21 protein-coding genes and 4 pseudogenes are annotated in these 25,632 nt (G+C 37.0%); 6 read left to right on the top strand and 19 right to left on the bottom strand.

Going from position 1 to position 25,632, the window contains the following annotated elements:
- Window positions 1–353 precede the first annotated feature (353 nt).
- Both EP737_RS03700 and EP737_RS03705 read right to left on the bottom strand, forming a co-directional pair.
- Window positions 354–2,183 carry a carboxypeptidase-like regulatory domain-containing protein gene (locus EP737_RS03700; protein WP_129726542.1) on the bottom strand — a complete coding sequence of 610 codons (1,830 nt, stop codon included), beginning with the start codon at window positions 2,181–2,183 and terminating at the stop codon, window positions 354–356.
- A 151-nt stretch (window positions 2,184–2,334) separates the two neighbouring features.
- Window positions 2,335–2,958 (bottom strand): hypothetical protein, encoded by a 624-nt coding sequence (locus tag EP737_RS03705; protein ID WP_129726543.1) that lies wholly within the window; start codon window positions 2,956–2,958, stop codon window positions 2,335–2,337.
- A 432-nt stretch (window positions 2,959–3,390) separates the two neighbouring features.
- Here EP737_RS03705 and corA point away from each other — a divergent pair, with 432 nt between their 5' ends.
- Window positions 3,391–4,344, top strand: a complete 954-nt coding sequence (gene corA / locus EP737_RS03710; protein WP_129726544.1) for a magnesium/cobalt transporter CorA — start codon at window positions 3,391–3,393, stop codon at window positions 4,342–4,344.
- Between the two features lie 309 nt (window positions 4,345–4,653).
- On the opposite strand, the gene EP737_RS03715 is transcribed toward corA, so the two are convergent.
- The 12 genes and pseudogenes from EP737_RS03715 to EP737_RS03760 all read right to left on the bottom strand — a co-directional run bounded on the left by EP737_RS03715 (window position 4,654) and on the right by EP737_RS03760 (window position 14,477).
- Entirely contained in the window at window positions 4,654–5,103 is a 450-nt protein-coding gene (locus EP737_RS03715) for a YfmQ family protein (protein ID WP_129726545.1), read from the bottom strand.
- Between the two features lie 333 nt (window positions 5,104–5,436).
- A pseudogene (locus tag EP737_RS03720) lies at window positions 5,437–5,725 on the bottom strand (aminotransferase class I/II-fold pyridoxal phosphate-dependent enzyme); the annotation flags it as partial.
- 65 nt (window positions 5,726–5,790) lie between these two features.
- Window positions 5,791–6,987, bottom strand: a pseudogene (locus EP737_RS03725) (aminotransferase class I/II-fold pyridoxal phosphate-dependent enzyme); the annotation flags it as partial.
- 18 nt (window positions 6,988–7,005) lie between these two features.
- Entirely contained in the window at window positions 7,006–8,310 is a 1,305-nt protein-coding gene (locus tag EP737_RS03730; protein WP_129726547.1) for an aminotransferase class I/II-fold pyridoxal phosphate-dependent enzyme, read from the bottom strand.
- Between the two features lie 100 nt (window positions 8,311–8,410).
- Complete coding sequence (cobA, locus tag EP737_RS03735) at window positions 8,411–9,184, bottom strand: uroporphyrinogen-III C-methyltransferase (RefSeq protein ID WP_129726548.1); 774 nt, start codon at window positions 9,182–9,184, stop codon at window positions 8,411–8,413.
- Between the two features lie 45 nt (window positions 9,185–9,229).
- Complete coding sequence (locus EP737_RS25940; protein WP_205650872.1) at window positions 9,230–9,418, bottom strand: hypothetical protein; 189 nt, start codon at window positions 9,416–9,418, stop codon at window positions 9,230–9,232.
- Between the two features lie 248 nt (window positions 9,419–9,666).
- Window positions 9,667–10,641 carry an oxygen-dependent tRNA uridine(34) hydroxylase TrhO gene (gene trhO / locus EP737_RS03740; protein ID WP_129726549.1) on the bottom strand — a complete coding sequence of 325 codons (975 nt, stop codon included), beginning with the start codon at window positions 10,639–10,641 and terminating at the stop codon, window positions 9,667–9,669.
- Window positions 10,642–11,073: 432 nt separating this feature from the next.
- Window positions 11,074–11,880 (bottom strand): uroporphyrinogen-III synthase, encoded by an 807-nt coding sequence (locus tag EP737_RS03745; RefSeq protein ID WP_129726550.1) that lies wholly within the window; start codon window positions 11,878–11,880, stop codon window positions 11,074–11,076.
- 335 nt (window positions 11,881–12,215) lie between these two features.
- A pseudogene (locus tag EP737_RS26180) lies at window positions 12,216–12,323 on the bottom strand (hypothetical protein); the annotation flags it as partial.
- 183 nt (window positions 12,324–12,506) lie between these two features.
- Window positions 12,507–12,938 (bottom strand): DoxX family protein, encoded by a 432-nt coding sequence (locus EP737_RS03750; protein WP_129726551.1) that lies wholly within the window; start codon window positions 12,936–12,938, stop codon window positions 12,507–12,509.
- A gap of 71 nt (window positions 12,939–13,009) precedes the next feature.
- The gene (locus EP737_RS03755) at window positions 13,010–13,795 is read right to left on the bottom strand and encodes a dioxygenase family protein (protein ID WP_129726552.1); all 786 of its coding nucleotides are present in this window, start codon (window positions 13,793–13,795) and stop codon (window positions 13,010–13,012) included.
- A gap of 28 nt (window positions 13,796–13,823) precedes the next feature.
- On the bottom strand, window positions 13,824–14,477 hold the full coding sequence (locus EP737_RS03760) for an alpha/beta hydrolase (protein WP_246040173.1): 654 nt from the start codon (window positions 14,475–14,477) through the stop codon (window positions 13,824–13,826).
- A gap of 281 nt (window positions 14,478–14,758) precedes the next feature.
- On the opposite strand from EP737_RS03760, the gene EP737_RS03765 reads away from it, so the two are divergent.
- Together EP737_RS03765 and EP737_RS03770 are read left to right on the top strand one after the other, a co-directional pair.
- Entirely contained in the window at window positions 14,759–15,298 is a 540-nt protein-coding gene (locus EP737_RS03765) for a helix-turn-helix domain-containing protein (RefSeq protein ID WP_129726553.1), read from the top strand.
- A 565-nt stretch (window positions 15,299–15,863) separates the two neighbouring features.
- A complete protein-coding gene (locus EP737_RS03770) occupies window positions 15,864–17,093 on the top strand; it encodes a benzoate/H(+) symporter BenE family transporter (RefSeq protein WP_129726554.1) in 1,230 nt (409 codons plus the stop codon).
- 88 nt (window positions 17,094–17,181) lie between these two features.
- Here EP737_RS03770 and EP737_RS26815 read toward each other — a convergent pair whose 3' ends face one another.
- The 3 genes from EP737_RS26815 to EP737_RS25425 form a co-directional block, all read right to left on the bottom strand.
- Window positions 17,182–17,388 (bottom strand): LysR family transcriptional regulator substrate-binding protein, encoded by a 207-nt coding sequence (locus tag EP737_RS26815; protein ID WP_129726704.1) that lies wholly within the window; start codon window positions 17,386–17,388, stop codon window positions 17,182–17,184.
- A 69-nt stretch (window positions 17,389–17,457) separates the two neighbouring features.
- Complete coding sequence (locus tag EP737_RS03780) at window positions 17,458–18,345, bottom strand: LysR family transcriptional regulator (protein WP_129726555.1); 888 nt, start codon at window positions 18,343–18,345, stop codon at window positions 17,458–17,460.
- A 212-nt stretch (window positions 18,346–18,557) separates the two neighbouring features.
- On the bottom strand, window positions 18,558–18,701 hold the full coding sequence (locus tag EP737_RS25425) for a hypothetical protein (RefSeq protein ID WP_165350690.1): 144 nt from the start codon (window positions 18,699–18,701) through the stop codon (window positions 18,558–18,560).
- Between the two features lie 914 nt (window positions 18,702–19,615).
- On the opposite strand from EP737_RS25425, the gene EP737_RS03785 reads away from it, so the two are divergent.
- From EP737_RS03785 to EP737_RS03795, 3 genes and pseudogenes are all read left to right on the top strand, one after another.
- Window positions 19,616–19,858, top strand: a complete 243-nt coding sequence (locus EP737_RS03785) for an HPr family phosphocarrier protein (protein WP_342772880.1) — start codon at window positions 19,616–19,618, stop codon at window positions 19,856–19,858.
- A 96-nt stretch (window positions 19,859–19,954) separates the two neighbouring features.
- Window positions 19,955–21,385 (top strand): annotated as a pseudogene (gene pyk / locus EP737_RS03790) (pyruvate kinase); the annotation flags it as partial.
- 100 nt (window positions 21,386–21,485) lie between these two features.
- Entirely contained in the window at window positions 21,486–22,430 is a 945-nt protein-coding gene (locus EP737_RS03795) for a sugar ABC transporter substrate-binding protein (protein ID WP_129726557.1), read from the top strand.
- 189 nt (window positions 22,431–22,619) lie between these two features.
- Here EP737_RS03795 and EP737_RS03800 read toward each other — a convergent pair whose 3' ends face one another.
- A complete protein-coding gene (locus EP737_RS03800) occupies window positions 22,620–23,789 on the bottom strand; it encodes an MFS transporter (RefSeq protein WP_129726558.1) in 1,170 nt (389 codons plus the stop codon).
- 330 nt (window positions 23,790–24,119) lie between these two features.
- Entirely contained in the window at window positions 24,120–25,568 is a 1,449-nt protein-coding gene (locus EP737_RS03805; RefSeq protein WP_165350691.1) for a glycoside hydrolase family 1 protein, read from the bottom strand.
- Between the last annotated feature and the right edge of the window lie 64 nt (window positions 25,569–25,632).

Here is a 25,632-nt window from a genome sequence, read left to right on the forward strand (position 1 = left end):
TTTGACCATCCAATTCAAATTAAAATGCGTAACTAGCTTCTATATTCGGGTAGGACATTACACCTAAGTTATAAATCTATACATTGAACTCCCCCCACCTACTCGCTAATGCTCCTTGAGGTGGGGGTCTTCTGTCGGAAAATGATAAAATAACCAACTAATCAGCCAATAAAATAAAAAATGGGGCCATAGCAATGCTACGCCCCCTCCCTTTTATCGTATTATTTTTCCTACTCAACTTTATGCCTAACTTAGCCAGCAGTAATAATTTAAATGCTAATGAACAATTTCTATGATCTATAATCCTCCGTGAATCAGAGTACCATTTTCGAATAAACCGCCTTTTCATGTAATTAAGGAAGAGAAATTTCGAGCCTTTCGATTAGACTACCATCTACGTAAAGCTTGCCACCGCTGATGGTGAAGCCTTTATTGATGGACACGTATGTTCCATCTTCAAGATAGATTCCATTCACGACATAATTTCCGTCCTGTAAACGGGTATGAAAGGTCCCATCGGGGCGTATCCAACCGCCAAAATGACCTTCGCCATTTTCAAAGCTAATGATAATATCCCCACCTGTTACGGGAGTCTCACCATCAAGGACAATACCATGTAAGGTGACTGGAGTCACTAGCAGCTCAAAAAGATTCTTTTGTTCACCGTCAACATAAAGCTTTCCTTCCCTCATTTCAAATGCAAGCGAGATAGAAAAACCTTCAGAGGATAAATATACATAAGAAACCCTGTATTGCCCATCAGGCAAGCGAAGAGAATAAATTCCCTGATCATTTGTCTGGGCGTAATACGAGCTCGCTTCTTCTCCTTGGATAACACTTTCTACTTTTACCATACCTTGAAGTACATTGCCATTTTCTATTAACTTTCCACTAAAGGTTATTGCCGGAAGACTCATAAACAATGAATCCTTTTCTTCACCATCCTGAACTAATCTCCCATTATGAATTAAGAACGGTGTATCTGTTACTGTGCTTCGTCCCGGCTCATCAATCGAAACCACTTTGTAGGACCCATCCTTTAGTCGGTATTCAAATTTTCCTTTTTTATCAATAGCTACATAAAATTCCTGTATCGGATATCCTTCATTACTATACTCTTTAATGAGAAGACCACCGTTGCCGACAGGTTTCCCATCATCCATGAGTATGCCAGTTAAAGTAATATCAGGAACTTTAATATCAAATATGGAAACACTCTTTCCCGCTATAAGTACTTTTCCTGATACTATTTCAAATTCAATTATCCGTGAAGGGTCAAAATCATTGTAGGAGACCCTTAATGAGTATTTTCCATCCGGTAATTCCCTGAGCTGTATTTCTCCTTTTTTATTTGAAACCACAGATTGAACGAACTCATATTCATCGTTGCCGACCATTTTTTCCAATAACACTAAGGCATCTGCGACCGGTGCCGCGCTGTCATGAACCATTCCGGTATATTGGTTTTCAGGCAGGGAAATAGTAATAGAGGATTGTTTTTCCCCATTTATATAAACATCATTGCCTTCAACTGAAAATGCTAAATTATATGGATAAACTCCACCTTCGATTGTGATGCTCCAAAGGTTGTAGGTCCCATCAGGGAGAGATGCAGAGAATGTCCCATTGTTTTTTGAGGTAATAGCAAATAGTTCGTTCCCATTTTCGCTGCTTTTTACAAGAAGTAATTCACCTTTGATTCCCTTTTTCCCCTCCTGCAAAACACCTTGAACATTGATTTCTGATGTCTTCAAGTGCTCTTTCAGCTTTGTTTTGTTTGCTATATTAATCTGGTTTTCTCTCTGGCCCTTTACAGTTTCATTTTCCACCAAAAAAGATTGATTCGTAACGTACCACGGGTCATCCTGATTCTGTTTAAACGCTTTGATTGTGTAGCTGCCATCTGATAATTCGGCTTTAAACTTCCCGCTCGAATTCGTTACAACCTCATATACGTTTGAGTCTTTGTTCTTGGCTTGAATAAGGAGAATTGCATTTTTTAAAGGAATATCTCCTTCTTTTATAGCACCTGCCACCATTTCCTTTTGGAAACTTTCTTTTTCTGTCTGTAAATTAGCCTTATTGCTCTTAGCTGGATCAAATTGAGCAGCAGTAGTTCCAATCGAACTTCCAAACAAAATCATCACAATAACTAATAACACAAAACCTCTCAATCTCCTCATCTAACTCCTCATTTCCTTTCAAATAAAAAGATTCTATTGAAATGGCAAGATAATAACTAAAAGGTCGGTGTAAAAAACAACCAACCTTTTAGTTACTTATACAATTGGGGTTTAGGTTTATTGATTAAAATAACAAAAACAAATTATATAGTTATTTAATTACTGCAAAGGAAGTTCCTGTTGAAACATTAGCACCGGTGCCATCAAAATCTTTAATTTCCGTATCACCTATTTTACCTGAAGCTGTAACATGATTGTACTCCTTAGTAGTAGTTCTGCCAATTTGAAGATATTCATTGGGCCCTATCTCTATCTTTTTATCAATATATTTATAATCCGAATAATCTTTAGGATTAAATGACCAAGTAAGATTGATAGCTTCATCACCTACATATTTTTCAATAGGTTTATAAGAATCACTTTCTTCATCATATACCCATTCAACTGTATTTACAGCTACTGTTTTACTGACCATTACCGTTCCTTTTGTTGTGTTAAAAACTACATCAGATTTTGGAATTTTAACTCGACCATAATAATACTCATCAGTTAAATTATTGTTTTTTTCTACATACAAAATATATTGGTCTTGATTTTCATAGTCAGTAGTAAGATTAGCATATGTATTGGTAGACCCTTTCCCACCGTAAAACGTTGCAACATCTATAGAAGTCTTTTCTACAGGAGAATTACTTTGAGTACCTTGTGCCATCGCTGGCAGAGCCATAGTTAGTATGAATAAAATTGTTAATAGTAACACTCTAAATCTTCTCACCTAACACACCTCCAAATTATGGAAACCTAAACCTGTATTAATTGTACTTTAATTGGGACAAGATGTGCTCAGTAAATTTTCGACATTTTTTTATGGAAAATTTATAATTTAAGATTTAAACATACTATGACCTAGATTTTTTGGAACTAAAGAAAACTTGCCGATTGGCGAAAACAGAGGCGTAGTTACACTTATACTTTGTTCCTAAAATTTCTCGCTACGTCGAATGGTCTTCCAGCTAGAAATTTATACTTTCTTAAAGTAAAAAAATATCTTTCTCATTCTATTTGTTTGACACTCCCACAGCTGAAGCAGTAGGATTCTAGCCCCCATGCCGTGATAAGTGTTCCATTTCTCAATTTGCTTTTTGTCGGATTGGTTGCTATATTTGCCTCAGAGAATTTTGAAACAGAGATTTGGAGGTACAAGCACTTGATTCGTGTATTAGCTATTACGCATACTCATCAAATTTTAAACGATTTAGGGTTAGATATTCTTAAAAGAAATGATATCAAATGGTACTGGGTAGATTTTAACATGCCAACGGAGGAAGAAGCGCAATTATTAGATTCATATTTTCAATTCCACCCATTAGCTATTGAGGATTGTCTTCATCATTTACAGCGAGCAAAGCTGGAGTATTATGATGATTACAGTTTTTTAGTGGTTCATGCAATTAATCAGAGTACTTTGGAAGCAAGCGAAGTAGATTTATTTGTAGGAAAGAATTTTGTTGTTTCTTTCCATTTTCATGAATTAAACGAAATCGAATCTGCTTGGGAGTACTTTCGACATTTAAAAGATATAAAGAAAAAAGGACCACTAGACGCAACACATAAAATTATGGACAAACTGGTAGATATGTATTTTCCTGTTGTTTATAGAATCGAAGAGCAGATTCAAGGGCTGGAAAGACATGGACGAAGGGGTGCTATGTCTTCCTTGATTAATGAAACTTTCATTATAAGAGGAGACTTATTGCATCTTCATCATACAATTACTCCGATGCGTGAGCTGTTATATCGTATACTTGAGTCAGATCGTATTCCGATTGAGCAAAATAGAAGAGCGTATTTCCGAGATATTCACGATCACCTAATAAAGTTGGGGCAATTGATTGAGACGAACAGAGCCATCACCTCAGAAATTCGAGATAATTACCTTTCTTTGAATTCTTATTACATGAACAGCATTATGAAGACATTAACAGTAATCACAACAATTTTTATGCCGCTGACGTTCATTGCAGGAATCTATGGCATGAATTTTGAGAATATACCAGAGTTAACTTGGAAGTACGGCTATTTTGTTGTACTAGGTATTATGGGCATAATGGGGATTGGAATGGTGTTATGGTTTAAGAAAAAGGGCTGGTTTAGAAATTAATAGTGTATATATATCAACCAGTTTTTTTAACCATGTAGATAACTATATGTCTTATTTTTTAAAGAACTAAAGCACCCTTATCATGCTTGACAAGGGTGCCTTTGTATTTGGTATCAAATCGCAACTGGAGCCTTAATTGTCGGGTGCGGGTTATAATACATGTAGAAAAAACAATCATAGAACTTTCTGCTTTTCTTAATCCTAACGACCACACACAAAAAAAGTAACCCTCCAAAATACTTAAAATTTCAAACTTATTTTACAAGTTTAGTTTTCAAAATGAATTTTATATAAGAAAATTTTATAACCTTAAGATACCTCCTCGTCACTATCATAAAACATTTTCTGGAGGCTTTCGGAAAGCAGACGATACGCGACTATTTTTTTCTTGTGCTGTTTGACTACATTAACACGATCGTTATAAATGTATACAAATAACCTAACACCCTTTTTTCCTTTTTTTGTATCAATAATTACTGGAATCCCTTTGTTCTCTGGATGTAAATATGATTGCTCGTAACCTGGAAACACAGGGTATCGTTCTACAAATGTAGCTTCGTTAAAATAATGAATTACTTGAGTTTTGTCTTCACCTTCCAACCGTTTTCCATCAATAGTTATGCTGGCATCCGCATCACTAAGTTTTGAATGTATTTCAAACCTGCCAATAAACCATCCCACAGTACTGTTTGGAAGCGAACTTACTACTATTTTAAAAACACCCAAGAGAATCATTGGAACCAAAACAGCCCATGTCATATTTCATTATCCCCTTACGTTCTAAATTAACATTATTCTATAACTTATAATGTTATAGGTCGGACAGTTTTTCAAGAAAATCAACTAGCTCTGTTAATATGTCGCTACTTTGTGAAACATTATACTGCAACGTATTCGTTAGTAGAAATAGGAAACCTTTAAGGTTCAGGTTTTCCCTAATTCTACTTCATTATCAGTACTAATAATTAACACAGCCTTTCTTAAAAAGAAGCCGTACACAAACTCTCTACAAATCGTTTCATTCTTTTCATTGCTTCTTGAAGGGCTTCGATAGATGAGGCATAGGAACAACGGATATGCCCCTCATCACTCTACCGTCACAATGATCTCAGACTCTGGAGAATAGGAGACTTGAAAGCGTGATTGCATGTAATCTGCAATCTCACTTCGAAGCTCTATTAGACCGGCATTTGCTGTATAAGATGTGTATCCACGTTGTAGAGATAAGATAGAAGCCTCACGTCTGGACCAGGGAGTAACAAAATCAGGCTCTCCTACCCCTAAAGAGATAACCCCTTCCATACTATAGCTGCCAAATCAAAAAACGACGAATGCCAGGAGGCTTTACTTGTTCAACTTTTGACGATAAATATGATCGCATTAGAGCGGCACCACCATTCTTCAATCCGTCCTCATCTTATATATAATATATAAATTGATTTTTATCTAACTTATAGAGTGCTCCTTTATAACACGCAATAATTGAAAACTATGATCTTCAGCTCCTTGAACAGGAAGACCAGCTTCTATATTCTTTTTTGTATATGCCAGATTTTCTTCTGTAATAATTTCACCCGGAATAAAAATAGGAATACCTGGTGGATACACCATGACGAACTCAGCAATAATCCTCCCCACCGACTCCTCAAATGGCACCATTTCTGTTTCTGAATAAAAAGCATCTCGTGGGGTTAATGCGAGAACTGGAATCTCAGGCAACACCATATTTGTGTCTATATCTGAATCTGCCTGATGTTCAAACTCGTCCACAAGTTCCTTTAATGCATGTACGAGCCTTAATAAATCTTCCTCGGTATCACCAGATGTAATGATACAAAGAATATTGTAAAGATCAGACATTTCAACCTCTATATTAAACCTTTTACGAAGCCATTTTTCCGCATCATGGCCAGTAATCCCAAGCTCTTTTACCGAGACGAGGAGCTTTGTTGGGTCCATGGCAAATATAGCGCTCGTTCCCAAGATTTCATCTCCAATGCAATAGAGATGTGCAATTTCATTAATTTGGGCACGTGTTTGTTCAGCAAGCCGAATACTTTTTTCTAGTAAGGCTTGTCCTTCTGTCGCTAAGGATCTTCTTGCTGCATCCAAAGAAGCAAGCAATAAGTAAGACGTGGATGTTGTCGTCAACATACTTAGAGTAGTCTGCACGCGCTCCGGGGATACCAAGCCCTTTTTAACGTTCAAAATAGAACTTTGCGTCATTGATCCTCCTAGCTTGTGCACACTTGTTGCAGCTATATCAGCACCGGCTTGCATTGCAGAAAGAGGAAGAGCATCATGAAAATGAATATGAGCACCGTGCGCTTCATCCACAAGTACAGGAATCTGGTAAGAATGGACAATATCTACAATTTTTCTTAAATCTCCGGAAACTCCAAAATAGGTAGGATTAATTACAAGGACAGCTTTAGTATCCGGATGCTGCTCCAATGCTTTTTTCACAGATTCAGGTGTAATCCCATGCGAGATGCCTAAGTTTTGATCAACCTCTGGGTGAATAAAAATTGGCCTAGCACCTGAGAAGATAATCCCGCTCATAATCGATTTATGCACATTGCGCGGTACTAGGATTTTATCACCAGGTCCACAAACCGACAGTATCATTGTCATAATAACGCCCTATCTTCACCCCTACCCTCACATTACGGCAGATTCTGTTAAATCCTTGACACCCTTATAAATAAGGTTAAATAATTCTTCTATATCTTGTTCTTCCACACAAGAAAAGGCGATCCTTAAATCCGTGGAATTAATGGCAACAACACCGACCCCATACTGATCCAACAAGTGAATTCTGAGTTCTTCAGCATTTATGTGCTTAAGCTTTAAGCACATAAAATAACCGGAGTTAAACGGATAATAAGACCAACACTTTTCATACTTCTCCTGACGTAATACCTCTTTTACCTTACTAGCTCTACGCTCCATCAGTTTGAATTTTTGGTGTTTTTCTAGATCAAACTCCTCTGATTCTAGGGATTTTAAAATAATAGTTTGAGATAAATGGACACTGCTAGAAATCGTTCCTCGTATAATCCCTTTTGTTTTCTGCTCCAGTGCATCCAATATAGCAGGACTTGTGCTGGCATATGTGATAAAACCAACCCTTAATCCCCAAACATAGTTTTCTTTTGTAGCACCATCTACTTTAACGGGTAAAATCCTTGGGTGCAGTCCTGCCAATCTGCCAAATAATGATTCCTTTACAGAATCTTCATAAAATAATCCGAAATAAGCATCATCCAGAATGACAACAAGATTCATTCCTTCTTGAGCAGCTTCACATAAAGCAGAAATAATCTCCTCTACCTCATTTAGATGCGGTGTGTAACCTGTTGGGTTGTTCGGAAAATTGAGTAACACAATAGCCTTTCCGGCCGTTTTCTGTTTCAATAGAACCTCTCGAAAAGCGGACGTATGAAACCGTCCGTTTTCATTAAACAGCTTATATGTTACTAATAGTGCTCCTCTTCGCACTTGGAAAATCGATTGATAGTTCCCCCAATACTTATCTGGTACTAGTACACAATCTTGCGGATCTGCAAATAAATCTGCCGCAATACTTAGCCCATGCGTAAGAGCACTTGTAACAATAGGTAACCCAAAGCTTTGATTACGTAAAGAAGGATTATCTTTTAGCAGCTTTTCCTTCCACACTTCGCGTAACCTCTGCTTTCCAGCAGGTGGAGCATACGGATAAATATCCTCGGGTGCGTAGTCTAAAAAATGGCTTTGTATATGCTGAAAATGCATAGGAGCATCTTCTTCTGTTGCAATACCAATAGTAGCGTTAAAACGGTATGCCTTCTGTCTTGCTTCAGCACTTTGACTTAAAATACCCTTTGGATAATACAGTTTCCTACCTAGTTCTGATAACATAGCGTATATAAATGGGTTCTGATTTTGTATCACTTCGTTTAATTTTTCAGCTAAGCTGTTCAAGCTAATAACCTCCTGTGTATTCAACTTCCCAAAAGCCCATACTGGTCTTTTTTCATAGCCAGTTTGCAAATCGATTCATAAGCTTTAAAAGGATTTTCCTTCACTCGGAAACAACAACCTCTAATACATTCTCAAACCATTTTATCTTTTCCCTCATTCTCACGACTTGTCCAACAAGAATAATGGCAGGATGCGTAATATTGTTCTGTCGGACTGTTTCTTCAATCGTTTTTAAATCTCCGGTAACGGTTGTTTGCGAAGAAGTAGTTCCCCATTGAATAACAGCAACAGGCGTTTGTGGATTTTTTCCGTGCTCAATTAACTTCATACATATATGTGATAAATTTCCTATTCCCATATAAAAAGCAATCGTATCAATACCTTGAGCCAGTGCAGACCAATTAACAATATCCGTTCCCTTCTCGGCACGTCCATGGCCTGTCACAATCGCAAACGATGAAGCGTAATCCCGGTGAGTTACTGGTATACCTGCATAGGCCGGTCCAGCAATACCAGAGGTAATACCAGGCACGACTTCGTATGGAATGTCATGGTTTACAAGTACTTCCGCTTCTTCTCCTCCTCTGCCAAATACAAAAGGATCACCACCTTTTAGCCGTACAACTACTTTCCCTTCTTCCGCTTTTCTGACTAACACCTCATGGATTTGCTCTTGAATTAACTCATGCTTACCTGGCAGCTTCCCGCAATAAATTAATTCTGCATTATTTCGTGCATACTTTAATAATTCCTTACTTATCAGACGGTCATAGACAATAACATCTGCATTTTGAATGCATTCTAATCCATACACAGTAATGAGTTTGGGATCGCCTGATCCCGCCCCCACTAAATACACTTTACCTCTATTCATAATTACTTCTTTCTCCCATCGATCAGCCTGTTTTTTATATGGAAACTAATCATAATCAAAGAACGGATATGAAATCGAATCATTTAGTATTACTTCTCTTTCTATAATAAAGAATGCAAAAAAAAACAAACCGGCCAATACAGATGTATTTTGACCATCCAATTTAGAATAGGTTACTTCGCTTCCATTATTTACTGTGTATGTCGGACAGTAGGAAGTTAAATCTATCCTCATGATGTTAGAAGTTTTAGATTATAAAAATTGTAAAAGTGGTCGCCGAATATTCCCTATCTATCGAGCAATATTTCCCCACGGAGGTCGTGAAACTCGATGCTGTATGACTTGTTTTTAATGGGAAAATCATCCACTATTAAGGTCATCCCCTAAGAATCATTCAGTTATACCCAAACTTGTGACCAAAACAAAGAGACTGCCCCCAAAAGATTGCGCTTCAGCAACCTTTTGGGTCAGTCTCCTTATCCTTATCCTAATCGTACTGTATCTTCTTCCTCGATCTGTTTTAGCTTCGCAGCAATCTGTTCATCAGTTAAATCATGTTCTTTTACATATAAGTTCCTTGGATGTACTCTGCATTCATGCTTGCACCCGCGTAAATATTTATGTTCATTTTCTTCCGAGCATAAAATCTGTTTATTACATTCCGGGTTGGCGCAGTTTACATAGCGTTCGCATGGTTCTCCTGTGAAATAATCCTTTCCGACAATAACATGTTCTGTCTGATTAACAGGAACACTAATCCGTTCATCAAATACATAGCATTGTCCATCCCACAGCCTTCCTTGTACTTCTGGGTCTTTTCCATATGTGACAATCCCTCCATGAAGCTGGCCGACATCCTGGAACCCTTCTTTGAGCAACCACCCAGAAAACTTTTCACAGCGAATACCACCTGTGCAATAGGTAAGAATTTTCTTTCCTTCTAATTTTTCCTTGTTATCCCTTACCCACTCAGGAAGTTCACGAAAGGCTTCAATATCAGGTCTGATTGCTCCTTTAAAATGACCTAAATCATATTCATAGTCATTTCTAGCATCAATTACAATCGTATCCTCATTTTGCATCGCTTCAAAAAATTCTTTGGGACTCAAATATTTACCGCTCAACTTGTTCGGATTAACATCATCATCTAATCGAAGTGTTACGAGTTCCGACCGAGGGCGAACGTGCATCTTTTTAAATGCATGTCCGTCTGCTTCATCCACTTTAAACACCATTTCTGCAAAGCGGGAATCTTTTTGCATTGCTTGCATATATTCCTCCGTTTGCCCAATCGTTCCAGATACCGTTCCATTGATGCCTTCTTCCGCCACAAGAATTCGGCCTTTAAGACTAAGCTCTTTACAAAATTCTAAATGCTGCGCTGCAAATTCTTCTGGGTTTTCAATCGGAACATACATGTAATACAATAATACTCTATACGGTTTTACAGTTGTCATGCTATTTTTACCACCTATCTGTTGTCTATATTTGCAAGATATATATACTTGTAGGCCAGTTCAATCAATATACTTTTCCTGCTATCATTACATTTTTATTCATTATAATGAAGCTTTGTTTAAAACCCATTTAAAATCAAACATCTATCTTCCAAGCTATCTAACTAAGGAAAACATATTTAGTCCAATACTGCAAATGTTTTGCTTGCCAAATACAATCAGATATTTTTTATCTATTCTCTTGTACCATCATATTTTCTTCTAACTGCTTCATCTGATAAAAGTTCTGTACTTACCAGTTATGAGGTATCCACATTTCTGGAAACCAGTATTGTACCCAAAAGCGAGATAACACTTATAATTGCGACTAAGCTAATGGCAAATATCATCATATCTCTCCTTTTTCAAGGTTGACAGCTAGTTAACCCATAACTATTTTTCATAGTAGCGGGATAATTCTACAATCATTGCCCCCATCCTTTCATGCTTAGGAGCAAGTAATTGCTCAATACCTTCTTCTTTTAAGACTTCCGCGGTAACCTTCCCAACAGCAACAGCTAAGACATCGCTTTGGAAAGAATGCACGATATCTGTAAAGTAGCCTTGTTTCCTTGCAAACTCAAAGAGAGAGCGAACTTGAATAGCAGTTGTAAAACATACAGCATCTAATTCGTTACGCAACAACTCCTGACACAACCTTGCAACTGTCTCTGACTCAGGAGCGATGTGCTGATAAGGCAGAAGCTTTAATACAGAAGCCCCTCTACTTTCAAGAAACTCCGTTAGCTTTGGTGCTGTTTCCCCATGGAGCTGGACCATCACTCTTTTCCCTGAAAAATCAAAGCTTTCTAAAGAACGAATGAGTCCTTGGGTAGTCCCATCTCCATCCACCGCAACTGGTTTAACCCCAAGCTTCTTTAAAAACGAAAATGTTTTATATCCCCTTGAAGCCACTTTAGCTTGATGAATTATATTTAAAAATTGTTCCTCAAAACCAAGCTTCCTTGCTACATCTAAAAGAGTCTCCGTTCCAACCCCTGTCGTGAAAATAACCCAATCTGCCCCTTCTTGAACAAACCTTTGCAAGTCAGGCTCCACTTCCTTCTCAGCTAAAAAAACGGTTCCTTGAAGGGAGCGAATAACAGGAACACCTCCTTGCTTTTGAATTAATGTACTAATTTCATCTGTATTACGCGAAGCGCCAATAGCAACTCGCTTCCCTACCAATCCTTTTCCCACACAGATTTCCGCCTTCCGTTTAATTTATTCCTATATATTCTCCATGGCACAAAACTTTATTTTAGCTATGTTCTTATCTATCTTTTTTGCTTCAATAGTGACTTCAACTGTCTTTTCTAGGCTTAAAATACATGTAGAAAAAACAATCATAGACCTTTCTGCTCTTCTTAATCATAACGACCACACAAAAAAAGTAACCCTCCAATTTATTGATTTTCAAACCAACCACTTTAAACCGAATCAAGATCTCTATCTATGTATCGAATAATAAGAGACCTTGAATAATAAGATAAACTAAAGAAGAGACAGGATATCTTTCCTGTCTCTAGCACATCTTAATCAGGGAAGTTCGTGCCGCCTGTGGTTGCTTTGACGATACCAGCATGGATAACAAAGTCGCCGAAGTACTCGCTTTCTTCGCGCTCTTTCGCATAATGGGAAAGAGGTAACGGGTTCTATGAACTTACATTAAGATCAAGATGAATAGTGATGAAAAATGTTGATTAAATGGAAATTAATGTTATTTTTAACACAGAATTACCTAACAGAAAATGAAATTTCACCCATCCTATCATAGGTTGAAGTAATGCCTAATTGAGTCTTATCCTTTTTCAGTAAAGATAAAACTAAGCTACTGTATTGCTCTTATTTCTGTTCGTTGGCTTATTAAAAATTAAGTGGTCAAGCGCAAATATGTTACTGCCATTGATCGCAATAACCACAGCCATCGCTAGAAAAGCCAAATCCAATTCATAACCTGCCATTTGTCCATTACCTAAAAAGCCAACAGCTAATTTCACTTTAATAATAGCTCCAATCATGACTAGTGATAATAAAACAGATACAATTCTAGTACCTAAACCAATGACTACTGCCAATCCACCAACCATCTCTACGAATGCGACAACATAAGCCAATGCCCCAGGTAAGCCGATACTCTCAAACCATCCTACAATATTTTCAATTCCTCCTTGGAATTTGACTAACCCATGTATAAAAAAACTAACTCCTAAGATTACTCGTAAAATCAACGTACTTACCTCAAATTTGTTTTTCATGTTATTTCCTCCAAATGATAATTTTAAAAGAATAATTACTGAAATATTGCAGCGTGTTTGATGACTAGTTATCAACCGAACTGCCAAACACTATGACTTAGATTTCCATATCGGTAGCTACGATGCAATAATTTTGCTGTTCTTTGATCATCTGCTGCTCCCATAGCATAGAAAATGGGAACAAAGTGCTCAACGCCATACGGCGGTACTGCGAGGTTAGCGTTATGGGCTAAAGTTTGGTATTTGAAAAGTGATTCTACATCCCAATTTTTCAAATGATTGGATAACCAATTATCAAAATCAAGTGCCCAATCATCAATTTCCCCAGTAGTGTCTTTCCCCCAATTCAAAGCTCTGAGATTATGCACCGTTCCTCCACTAGCTACAATTAAAACATCCTTTTCCCTTAACGCCGATAAAGATTTCCCAATCTTATACTGCTCCTCCGGTGAAAGATACGGGTTGACAGACATAGAAATAACGGGAATGTCTGCATCTGGATACAACAATCTTAGAACCACCCAGGCTCCATGGTCTAATCCACGATTCGTATCCACTTCATAAGGAACACCTTGGTTTATAAACAATTGTATAATTTCCTTCGTAATTTCCTCATTTCCCTTTGCCGGATATTTAATACGATACAAATCCTCAGAAAATCCGCCGAAATCATAAATCGTTTCATACTCATTGACACTGCTCACTTTTTGAATATTCGACTCCCAGTGAGCCGAAAATAAAATAATTGCCTTTGGTTTAGATAGTGTAATGCCTAAGTGATTTAAAAACTGAGTGTACTCATTGTTCTCAATTGCAAGTAACGGGGCCCCATGAGCAATAAAAAATGATGGAAGCATGATATCATCTCCAAACATATTTCATGTCTTACTTTTCCAATGAATGAAACAACCATTTCATATAATCATGGTGATTTTGTAACGATACTGTGTGTCCTTCTTGATATGTTTTAAACGTTACTGTTACACCCAGCTCTTGAAAATACTCGTAATTTGCTACTCCCCACTCATAAGGTAGGACTTGATCCATTACTCCATGAGAAATAAATAAAGACATTTGTTTGACTGATTTTATGTTGTATTCATCCTTAACGAATGCAGGAATATAGCCACTTAGAGCAATAATGCCTTTTATTCGATCTCCTAATGTCAGACCAAGAGTCATCGAAAGAATAGCTCCTTGACTAAAGCCAAATAAGTACAATTGACTTAAATCTAAAGGATATTGTTCAGAGGCATAATCAATAAATCTCGACAATTTATGAATAGCATCATCAAATACTTCCCGATGAGGTTTCCCATACCCTTGAATCGTAAAGTAAGCGAAACCGGGAGGCTGCTTCAAATGACCACGAATACTAAAGATATAAAATTGCTCTTCCAAGCCGTTTACCAGAGGCAGCATGTTTTGTTCATGACTTCCGATTCCATGCATTACGAAAAGGGCAGGATAAATTTTATCTGGCTCGACTCGTTTCGGTCGACGAAGCTCATAAATCATTGGTGAGTTCACTTTCATCATCCCTTCAAAAGGTATATTTAAACATATTAATGTTAATAGATCACCTTTTCCCAGCACTCTATCAAAATGATGCATTTAAAAATGATTCTTCTTGTTAACCAAGGATAATATGTGAATATAAAAAAACATATCAACGAACAAATAAGTCATCTAATCGGCTTTTGTTTTCTTATATGAATATTATTTATCTAAAAGATAACAATTCCCCTTGTAGATTGTCAATTGTTTTTTTGTTAATATAGAATTAAGTTTTTTATTAGGAAACTTTAGAGGTGAGAAATTTGGAAATAGGATCAAAAATTCGCGCAATACGAAAGAGGAAAAAAATCACCATTGCTCAAATGTGTGAAGGAACAGGACTTTCAAAAGGATTTATCAGCAATGTTGAAAACAATAATACCTCTCCTTCCATTAACACTTTGCAAACCATATCAAATTTTCTAGAGGTACCTTTACCCTATTTGTTGTTAGAAAAGAAGCAGCACATGCGAGTAATTAAAAAGACTGAAAGAACGCACTCTACCTTTAACAATTTGAAAATAGAACATTTATCTTCCAAAGGAGGATTAAAAATGATGTTGGTTGAATTTCCTCCTGGTGCTTCAATGGGTGAAGCAAATGCCCATGAGGGAGAAGAATGCCATTTAGTATTAGAGGGAAGAGTCATCGCAGAACAAGGCGAAGACTCGATGATTATTGAAGAAGGTGATTCTTTCAGTTGGAATGCAAGTGTACCGCATTTTGTTAAAAATATTGGTGAGGGAAAAGCAGTTTTGTTAATTTCCGTTTATTCAGATACCGAACTTACCGACATTTTTTAAGTACTACCCACACATTAACAGTACAAAAAAAGAAATAGTGACCAGATTATGGTTACTATTTCTTACTAACATATTGAAACCTCATATACTTATGATGTAGTTAGTTCACTCCGATTAATCATAAAAAATCTGAACCAGTTATTTCACTCAGTTCTTGAACATTGAAAGGTTGCTTTCACCTAAAACAAAAGGTAGCTAATCCAAGCTACCTTTTCCTTTTATCATTAACCCCCGTATGTCACTCAAAACAGGAATTGCTTTGCATTCTTTTTCTATTTTATGGTTAATAAAACATTATTTCATTTATCTATCTCTATAAAACGAACATCTTAACTGTGCTTGATTTCCATTTTATTTTCACTAGAGGGGCACCCCCCTTTAAATTTGTATTACTTTAATGATTATCCTGCAAAATAGAACTCATTACCCTAACTAAAATAGCATTCTCCTCACGTGTACACACTAATCATTACAGGGCATAAAAAAACAAGACTTCTTGACAATCCACTAATTTTGTCCAATGATTATGCTAACTAGACAACAGAAGGATGAGGAATTTAATTAAATGGGATTACCAGATGAAAACAAAAGACAAAAAAGTTTTCTATTGGGCAAAGGATCAGGAAAAAATGATCTTCTTGCAAATATAACAGCTCAAAACATATCTTCCGGCCTAATTTCTAGCACCTTGGTCATGACAGGACCAGCGATCATTATTTTAGAGGCAGCGACTTCCAGTCATTTTACGGCTCAACAGACCATAAACTGGATGTTCGCTGTATATTTTTTTGGTGGACTATTCAGTATTCTTATGCCTTTAGCCTTTCGGATTCCAATTACTGGTGGTCATTCAATTACAGGGGTCGCCTTCCTAGCAACAGTTACTTCTCATTTTACCTATCCACAGTTAATCGGTGGGTATGTGATATCTGGTCTGTTAATATTTCTCGTCGGTATCTCCGGCCTTTTTACAAAAATCATTAAATGGGTCCCGAGAGAGGTTATTGCGGCAATGCTAGCGGGGTTAGTTACTGGTTATGTCGTTCGGCTTGTTCCTTCAGTTAAAGAGATGCCCTTGGTTGGGGGAGCAGCACTGATTAGTTTTTTCATTGCCACAAAATATAGTAGACGTTTACCACCTGTGATAGTAGCTGTATTCGTGGCTTTCTTTGTGATGTTATCGACTCAGAATCTGAACATGACATCCACAGAAACCGCTTTTTTCTTTCCATCCTTACAGACTCCAGAATTCACATGGATGGGATTGGTAACATTGGCTCTTCCTCTTGCTGCGCTAATTCTTAGCAATGATGCAGCACCTGGAATAGCTGCATTAGAAAGTTCTGAATTTAATCCTCCCATTCGCAAAATTGTTTCTGTTAGTGGTGTTTTTTCTATCATCGCGGGGTTTTTCGGAGGACAAAGTGCTAATATCGCTGGAATGATGACTGCAATCTGTGCTGGTCCTGATGCAGGGCCAAAGTCAAAGCGATATATGGCCGCCCTTATATCGGGGATTATAATTGTACTATTTGGAGTTTTCGCTTGGAAGATTGTCCCGTTCATCCAATCCTTACCGCAGGCATTTGTTTCCCTATTAGCTGGTTTTGCTCTAATTGGAGCCCTGCATTCCAGCTTACAGGCTGGTTTTTCCGGAAACCAATATCGATTAAGTGCATTATTCTCCTTTATTGTTGCCTTATCAAACGTGTCCTTTCTTCATATTAGTGCTCCTGTTTGGGCGCTTATACTTGGTGCAATTATCGCAAAAATGGTAGAATATAATCCAGACTAAAGTTTAAGTCAAAAAGCAGAAAAGCCCTAGTATTCCATAGAATTCTAGGGCTTTTCTGCTCACTCGGGAATTATTTTAAACAATCTTGCTAATTATTTAAAAATGTATGAATAAATTTTTTAGCTATTTTCGACAAATAGCGGTTATTGAACCATACAATTGCAGATTCGTTACGCAACGAAGAGCCAACAATATGTAATGAGCGTATATTATTTTTATGAAAGTGACTTAAAATATAATCCGGCATTATCGTCGCTCCAATACCTGCCTCTACTAACGTAAAAATAAGGTCAATATTCGCCCTTGCACCTTTATACTAGCACCAAATAAATAACTATATCCAATACCTATAATCTATACTTTATTATGCCTGTAAAGCATGCTTGATAAATTGAATAAAGCGAGTCGCAGTTTCACTCATAATCTTATATTTTTTCCAAATAATCACACACCCTGATTGGAGTTCAGGATAAAACGGTCTAAAACAAAGATGGTTGGAATCCTTCATCGCAAGAGCACCTTCAATACATATTGCATGTCCCAAACCATTTTCTACAAGACTAATTACATTGGAAATCAAAGTAAAGGTAGCTACAAAATGTAAATGAACATAGTCGTCAGCAGACCAACTCGCAATTTCATTTTGTACTGCAGGTCGACCAGAAATGAATAGGGGAACTCCAATAAGATCTTTAGGAGTTACATGATCCTTCTGTGCAAGAGAAAAGGATGTCTTTGTAAGTATTCCCCATCGTTCCTTTTGTGGCAACCTGATAAAATCGTATTTTTCACTATTGATATTGATAGGCTCTAATAAAATTCCAACCTCAAGTAATCCATTATCTATTTTTTCCTTTATTTCATCCCCGGTTCCGGTAAAAATATGATAACTTACCTGTGGATATTCAGTGTGAAATCCTTTTAATATTTTAGATAATACTTGTGATGCCGTTGCTTCAACGCTTCCAATAGATATTGTACCTCCTACAAGGTTTTTCCGATCTTTAAATTCTTTCTCCGTCTTATCTGCAAGGGTGAGAATCTCTTCTGCTCTCTGACGAAAAAGCATACCAGCATCTGTTAGTGATATCTTTCTTTTTCCGCGTATAAGTAGTTGAGCCCCTAACTCTTTTTCTAAATCCGCCAATTGTCTGCTTAACGTAGGCTGTGTTACATGTAATATATCAGCCGCATGAGTAATACTTTCTACACGTGCAACTGTCAAAAAATATCTAAGTACTCTTAACTCCATTTTTCTGCCCCTAATTCATTTTCGATTTTCAAATTAGTTTATCATAAATTTGTTAAGATACTCATACGTTTATTTTTCACTGAAACATACTTAGAAATGTGAGTTGAAATGGAGATTCTTTAAACCTTAGACATACTGATATTATTACTCTAAAAAAGGGTTAAGCACGGGAGTACCCCGTGCTTAACCCTTTTTTAGAAAGAATAAGCGTATTACTTTGATTTATCCATCTCTACCAGTTCTCGATCATCCATCTCTAGAATTGCCGTTTCATCTAATGCAGGGTCTTGTTTCAACAGCTTTTGTTCACATATTTCCCGTTCTAGCTCGTTGAGAAAATAATGTTTTATAATCATAATTCGTGGTCTCTCCCTATAGTCTCTTTTTTCATGAATGAAATAAATTAGACGCAAAGCTATTCTGATAATAAAGTAAGAAGGCTTGCTCCATAAAGCAAGATTCCCGATGGTTGATTCATAATAAAGTGTCATCATCTCGTAGGGACGGCTATTTTATGAATCAAATAAAAGTTCAACTTCATAATGTACACAAATAATAATAAAATGCTTGCATAATAACCTCAACGGTAGGTTATTGCGATTGGAGGGTAAAATATTGTCTTTGACTATATTTTACCCTCCAATCGCAATATTCTCCCTTTTAAAGACTAACGAATATTAAGATCCTTATTATGGATTTGATATCATAGATTAATTAATAATTTACCATTAATTCCATATATTACCTAACACACTTAAAGTTATTCATATTTCACAAATGATAATTTTAGTTACGTTAACTAAAATTATCATTTGATGTTTCCCACACATTTAGCATGCATTTTTATTTTTTATAGGTTTTTTTGTCATTTTTCGCATAAAATCACTAGGGTAATCGAAAAAGCTTACAGTTAATAGCGAGTTGACTTTTAAAAAATTAAGTGAACTTATCAAAAATACATTGAATGAAAACGATTTTTTTGATATGTTCTATTTATAAATTTAGTAAATTTAACTTAAAATTACTTATCTTTACTTTGAGTAGTAATAAATGGTGACAAGTTTTTTGCATGACCGCTTACATGCTAGAAATGTAAGCGGCGCTTAAGGCAGAGTTAATCATCCGAGAGAGCTATCAAGCTCAGCGATAAATATACTACGAATCTTCACATCTTTATTTATATAGGGCATATACATCCCATCTCAATATTTGGGTTTGATATGAATCATCCTTAAGAAAGATAGCCGATTGTTTTTTGATAAAAAAAAAGGTGAGTATCCAACTTCCACAGGGGCTTCAAGCCCTACACACTGCTAAATTTGTACAAAAAGCATCCTTCTTTTATAGTGAAATACTGGTAATAAAAGCTGGTAGATCAGTAAATGGGAAAAGTATTATGGGAGTTATGTCTCTAGCAGCTAGGGAGGGATCAGAACTTACACTCCTTGTAACTGGAAAGGATGAACAAGAGGCGGGTTTAGCCTTGGAGGAATTTCTTTTAAATAAGGAATAATACCTTGTAAGGCAAGAACCGAAGCGGCTTAGTGAGAGTTTCTAATAATAGTCTAAGAACTTAGTAATGTTTCCAACAAATATCCGGAGGTATGTTATGCGTAAAACGAAAATTGTATGTACAATTGGCCCTGCAAGTGAAAGTGTTGAGAAATTAGTACAATTAATAGAAGCAGGAATGAACGTAGCTCGACTTAATTTCTCACACGGAAGTCATGAAGAGCACGCGGTTCGTATTCAAAATATTCGTGAGGCTGCTAAGCAAGCGAATAAAACAGTAGCCATTCTTCTTGATACAAAAGGTCCGGAAATTCGTACACATGACTTTGAAAACGGACAAGCTGAACTGAAGGCAGGCGCAGAAGTTGTGATTTCTACAAAACAAGTGCTAGGAACAGTAGAGAAATTCTCCGTTTCCTATGAAGGGCTTTACGATGATGTAGAAGCCGGTTCCCGTATCTTAATCGATGACGGTTTAATTGAACTAGAAGTACTTGAGAAAGTAAATAGTGAAATTCGCACGAAAGTATTGAATAGTGGTGTAGTCAAAAATAAAAAAGGCGTAAATGTGCCAAACGTAAGCATCCAGCTTCCGGGTATTACAGAAAAGGATGTACAGGATATCATATTCGGTATTGAGCAAGACGTAGATTTTATCGCAGCCTCATTCGTACGTAAAGCATCCGACGTACTAGAAATCCGTGAATTAGTAAAAGAGCACGGTGCAACGCACATTCAGATCATTTCAAAGATTGAAAACCAAGAAGGTATTGATAACATTGATTCTATTCTGGAAGTATCTAACGGCTTAATGGTAGCACGCGGCGACATGGGGGTAGAAATCCCGCCTGAAGAAGTCCCTCTTGTCCAAAAGTGTTTGATTCAGAAGTGCAATATCTTAGGAAAGCCAGTGATTACAGCTACACAAATGCTGGATTCTATGCAGCGCAACCCACGTCCGACACGTGCAGAGGCAAGTGATGTGGCAAATGCAATTTTTGATGGAACTGATGCCATCATGCTTTCAGGTGAAACCGCTGCAGGACTTTACCCGGTTGAATCCGTAAACATGATGGCAACCATTGCATCTCGCGTAGAGCGTTCGTTACAATATCAAGACGCGTTCCGTAAGCACCTAAAAGAAACAAAACCTACAGTCACAGATGCAATCAGTCAATCTGTAGCACATACAGCCATTGCACTAGATGTAGCAGCGATTGTAACGCCAACAGAGAGCGGCTATACAGCAAAGATGGTTGCGAAATATCGTCCGAAATCCCCGATTGTGGCAGTTACATTTGATGAACGAGTATGCCGTAAGCTAGCTCTTATATGGGGAGTAAAAGCTTACCTTGCGAAGGAACAGGTGAATTCCACAGATGAACTGCTAGAAATAGCAATACAGACAGGAATAGAGACAGGAACTATAAACAGTGGTGATACAGTTGTGATCACAGCAGGTGTACCAGTTGGTGAAGCAGGTACTACAAACTTAATGAAGATTCATGCTGTTGGTAAATCACTGGCTACCTGGAACTGAGCAGGAAATGTTCATAGGACTATGCTTGTCCTTCACATTGTAAATTTGAAAAATCTTGGCACTACTCCTTCTAGAAGGGAGATAAATCATGAAAAGGAAATGGATCATCCTATTGATTATCACTGTCCTTCTGATCACTTGTATAGTTAAGTTCCTTAGAGCGGACGATAGACCTAAAGTAATCGTTGTTTTACAAGACCTAGACTCACAGTATTCGAATATTATGAAGGCAGGCGCGGAAAAGGGGTTTCGAGAATTCGATATAGATGGTAAAGTTATCGCACCTCCTTACGGCTCAACAGCAGATGTACAGGCAGCTATGATAAAAAATATTCTTAAGGAACATCCAGATATACTAGTTGTCTCTCCATTTGAATCACCTGTTGTTCTATCCAACTTAAAAAAGGCTGTTGAAACTAAGACCCCTGTAGTGTTACTAGACACAGATGTTCCTTTAAAAAATAGAACCATTCATATTGGTGCCGATAATTTTGAATTAGGCAGAATAGCAGGGGAATTATTAGCTTCGCAGCTGCATCCTAAAGATGAAGTTGTCCTGATTGCCGGAGATTTAACCAGTACAGTTTTAAATAAGCGGATCCAAGGGGCTACATTTAGTTTAGAAACTGCAGGAATCAAAATTGTAGAAAAGCTGGTAGAATTACCATTTAGACCTTTGGACGTTAAAGAAGAAATGACAAGGATTTTACAGCAGTATCCTAATATAAAAGGTGTCTTTGCCATCAATGACGTCATGGCATTAAATGCCTTAGAGGTTATTAAGAAGCACGGGAATACAGTACCAGTCGTAGGAACAGATGGAATTACTAAAATGGTTGAGTCAATTGAAGATGGAACTATACCTAGTACCGTAGCACAAAACCCTTATGATATGGGGTATATAAGTGTTGAAACCGCATGGGAAGTAATAAAGGGAGAAAGAGTTAGAAAAAATATTGATACAGGTGTAGATATTATTACTAAAGATAACGCGAAGTTGAAACTAGATTTCCTAAAAGAAGTGTTAAAATGAAGCCTCATCAGTAGTTATTAATAAAAAATTACTATATAAAGTTAATAATCTGAAATAAAAAGAACCATTCTCATCATAACCCGTTTGAGAATGGTTCTTTCGGTGTTTCGTTTCCATACGATATAATGACTTGTTTTTGTTTGCTGACTATAAAACTTGAATTCCCCCTAGCCTTCCATACCTAATTCATTATCTAGAAAGCTGTTGTGTAGGAGTAAACATGTAGGTTCTAAGTAAAATAGTTACCAAACTTAGTATCAATGATAGGATTCCCACCAATACGACGTACCCGGTACCTAATTCTGATATAAATAATCCACCTACAGCGGCACCAATTGTTGTTCCTAAGTTAGCGGATGTTAAAAATAAGCCATTAGCGAAATCAGGAGCCTCGGGAGCCGAAGACATAATCCAATATTGATTAATATTCGCTCCTATACCAGCTAATATTCCCCAAATTAAAGTAATGATTGCCATAGGTAAGGTAAACTGTCCTGTGAAGAATAATATGATGTAAACAGCCCCCAATACAAAAGGAAAAGATATTACAGATTTGATGGCACTATGAGTAAGTAACTTCCCTGCCACAATGTTTCCAATAATATTGGCCCCACCGTAGATGAATAACATTAAACTAATTGTATTCGGAGACATATTCGTAACAGTTTTTAGATACTCTGCAAGATAACTATAAACTCCAAATACGGCTGAGTTTAATAAAATGACAGCCGCAATGGAAAGCCATGTAATGGGCTTTTTTAATACGCTTAATTGTGCACCGTAAGAAAGTTTTTCCTTAACAGGCATCGATGGTACAAATAATACTGTAGCAATGAATACTAGAGCATTCACAACGGCAAAGAATGACATAGCCATTTCTAAAGAAACGGTATTAGCAATAAAACTTACGATTGGTACACCGACTACCATACCCGCAGATACTCCTATAAATACTTTAGAAACAGCTTTTGGAGCCTCTTCTTTGCTACCTGAGGCAGCAGCTACTGTAAAGGCCAACGAACAATAAATGGGATGAAAAAAGGCTGGAACTACACGAGCAAGTAATGCAATGGTAAAGTTAGATGTAAAGATGGAGACAATGTTCCCCAGAACGAAAACACCAAGTACGAGTAACATGACCTTCTTCCGATTTACACCCGCAAACAATAATGGCATCGTTGGACCTGCTACTGCAACAGTAAGAGCAAAAAGACTCACCAGCAATCCTGCTTTTGATACACTGATATGAAAGTGATCAGCAATAGCAGGTAATATCCCAATAACCCCCATTTCAGTATTAATAATTCCGAAAACCCCTACGGCCAATATGAATATAAGTAAATTATTTCGTTTAGTCATACAATCCTTCTCCTAAGTCTTGAAGTTATTGAGGGGGAAAGCAAGTCTGGACGCCATGTCATAATGAATTCCACCCTCCAAATAGATATCGTTTTTCTACAAAACAGTGTAAATAAAGTTGTCCTATTTTTCAGCTTGGATCTGCTACACTTATTTTGGCAACAAAGCACATGAATTGGATAAGGAGATGCAAGTGTCTCCATTTATTTTTAAAAACTCCCTTCTAGAAATAACGAAGGGAGTTTTTTCGTGCTAATTATCTAAACCTGGTTTAGTCGTTATCAAAGCAATGCGAATTAGTTTAACAAAGATATAAAAATGATAAAAGTTTTATATGTTTGCTCCATTTGTTGCAATTACATCTTTATACCAATAGAAAGATTTTTTCTTTATACGATCGAGAGAACCGTTTCCGTTATCATCTAAATCAACATAAATAAAACCATAACGTTTGCTCATTTCTCCTGTAGAAGCTGCTACTAAGTCAATACATCCCCAAGGCGTATATCCTATTAAATCAACTCCATCTTCCATAGCTTCGTGCATAGCAATAATATGTTTTTTCAAATAATCGATTCGATAATCATCGTTAATTTCACCATTTTCATCTATTTCATCTTTTGCACCGAGCCCATTTTCAACGATAAACAAGGGAACTTGATAGCGATCCCAGAGATCATTCATCGAGATTCTCAACCCTAAAGGATCAACTTGCCATCCCCACTCACTAGCTTCTAAGAATGGATTCTTAACTCCTTGCATAAGATTTCCTGACGCTGGATCGCTCTTTTCAGAATTGGTCTCATTAACTGCCAAGCTCATGTAATAACTGAATCCGATATAATCCACCGTATTGTTTTTTAGAATCTCTAAATCTCCATCTTCAATTTCTGGAGCTTTTGCATTGTACTCTTTTAGTAATTGATTGAAATAGCTTGGGTAGTATCCACGAACTTGAACATCACTCGTAAAATAATCAAAAGCTCGTTGCTTGAATTGGGAAGCAAACTGATTTACAGGATTCGAATCAAAAGCATATAACGGGGCATAAATCTGCATACACCCTACTTGAATATCTTCTCTTAGCTCATGAGCAATTTTTACTACTAAAGCACTCGCAACAAATTGATGATGCCAAGCTTGAAACCGATTTGTATAGTCTTGAGCGTCTGAAGATACAATCAGCCCTTGAGATAAAGCCGGAAATTCCATTGCAGAATTGATTTCGTTAAAAGTCATCCAATACTTCACCTTATTGTAAAATCTTTCCAATACAACTTTTGAATAATTTTCAAAAAAACCAATCAGTTTTCTGTTTTTCCAGCCACCATAAACTTTTGCCAAATGAACTGGCATTTCATAGTGAGAAATTGTTATCACAGGCTCAATTCCGTATTTTAAACATTCATCAATCAATTCTTCATAGAAAGACAGTCCAGCCTCGTTAGGTGTTACTTCATCACCCTTTGGGAAAATTCGGCTCCAAGCAATTGAAAACCTGTAAGCTTTAAATCCCATTTCTGCAAATAAAGCAATATCTTCTTTAAATCGATGATAATGATCAATACCCAGATGGTTTGGATAATAGTATTTGTTTGGATCTATCTCCCAATCAAAGTCCGGTGAAGCAATGATTGAAAATCTATCCTTACCTCTAGGCATTGTATCAGCCACAGATATCCCTTTACCATCAACATCAAACGCGCCTTCACATTGATTTGCTGCAGTAGCTCCGCCCCATAAGAAACCTTCTGGAAATTTCATTTTTTCGTTTCTCATAATTAGTATCCTCCGTGATTATAGTTTAATTATTGGGAAGAGCAACTAGATCTCTTCCCTATAT

This window comes from Ectobacillus funiculus (assembly GCF_004138295.1).
In the GTDB taxonomy this organism is placed as follows: Bacteria; Bacillota; Bacilli; order Bacillales; family Bacillaceae_G; genus Ectobacillus; species Ectobacillus funiculus.

Bases quoted from the DNA above. Each gene is read 5' to 3' on its own strand.
- EP737_RS03700 (WP_129726542.1), bottom strand. From the start codon at position 2,183: ATGAGGAGATTGAGAGGTTTTGTGTTATTAGTTATTGTGATGATTTTG.
- EP737_RS03715 (WP_129726545.1), bottom strand. From the start codon at position 5,103: ATGACATGGGCTGTTTTGGTTCCAATGATTCTCTTGGGTGTTTTTAAA.
- cobA (WP_129726548.1), bottom strand. From the start codon at position 9,184: ATGAATAGAGGTAAAGTGTATTTAGTGGGGGCGGGATCAGGCGATCCC.
- EP737_RS25940 (WP_205650872.1), bottom strand. From the start codon at position 9,418: ATGAGGATAGATTTAACTTCCTACTGTCCGACATACACAGTAAATAAT.
- trhO (WP_129726549.1), bottom strand. From the start codon at position 10,641: ATGACAACTGTAAAACCGTATAGAGTATTATTGTATTACATGTATGTT.
- EP737_RS03750 (WP_129726551.1), bottom strand. From the start codon at position 12,938: ATGAAAAACAAATTTGAGGTAAGTACGTTGATTTTACGAGTAATCTTA.
- EP737_RS03755 (WP_129726552.1), bottom strand. From the start codon at position 13,795: ATGCTTCCATCATTTTTTATTGCTCATGGGGCCCCGTTACTTGCAATT.
- EP737_RS03760 (WP_246040173.1), bottom strand. From the start codon at position 14,477: ATGATGAAAGTGAACTCACCAATGATTTATGAGCTTCGTCGACCGAAA.
- EP737_RS03770 (WP_129726554.1), top strand. From the start codon at position 15,864: ATGGGATTACCAGATGAAAACAAAAGACAAAAAAGTTTTCTATTGGGC.
- EP737_RS03780 (WP_129726555.1), bottom strand. From the start codon at position 18,345: ATGGAGTTAAGAGTACTTAGATATTTTTTGACAGTTGCACGTGTAGAA.
- EP737_RS25425 (WP_165350690.1), bottom strand. From the start codon at position 18,701: ATGATTATAAAACATTATTTTCTCAACGAGCTAGAACGGGAAATATGT.
- EP737_RS03795 (WP_129726557.1), top strand. From the start codon at position 21,486: ATGAAAAGGAAATGGATCATCCTATTGATTATCACTGTCCTTCTGATC.
- EP737_RS03800 (WP_129726558.1), bottom strand. From the start codon at position 23,789: ATGACTAAACGAAATAATTTACTTATATTCATATTGGCCGTAGGGGTT.
- EP737_RS03805 (WP_165350691.1), bottom strand. From the start codon at position 25,568: ATGAGAAACGAAAAAATGAAATTTCCAGAAGGTTTCTTATGGGGCGGA.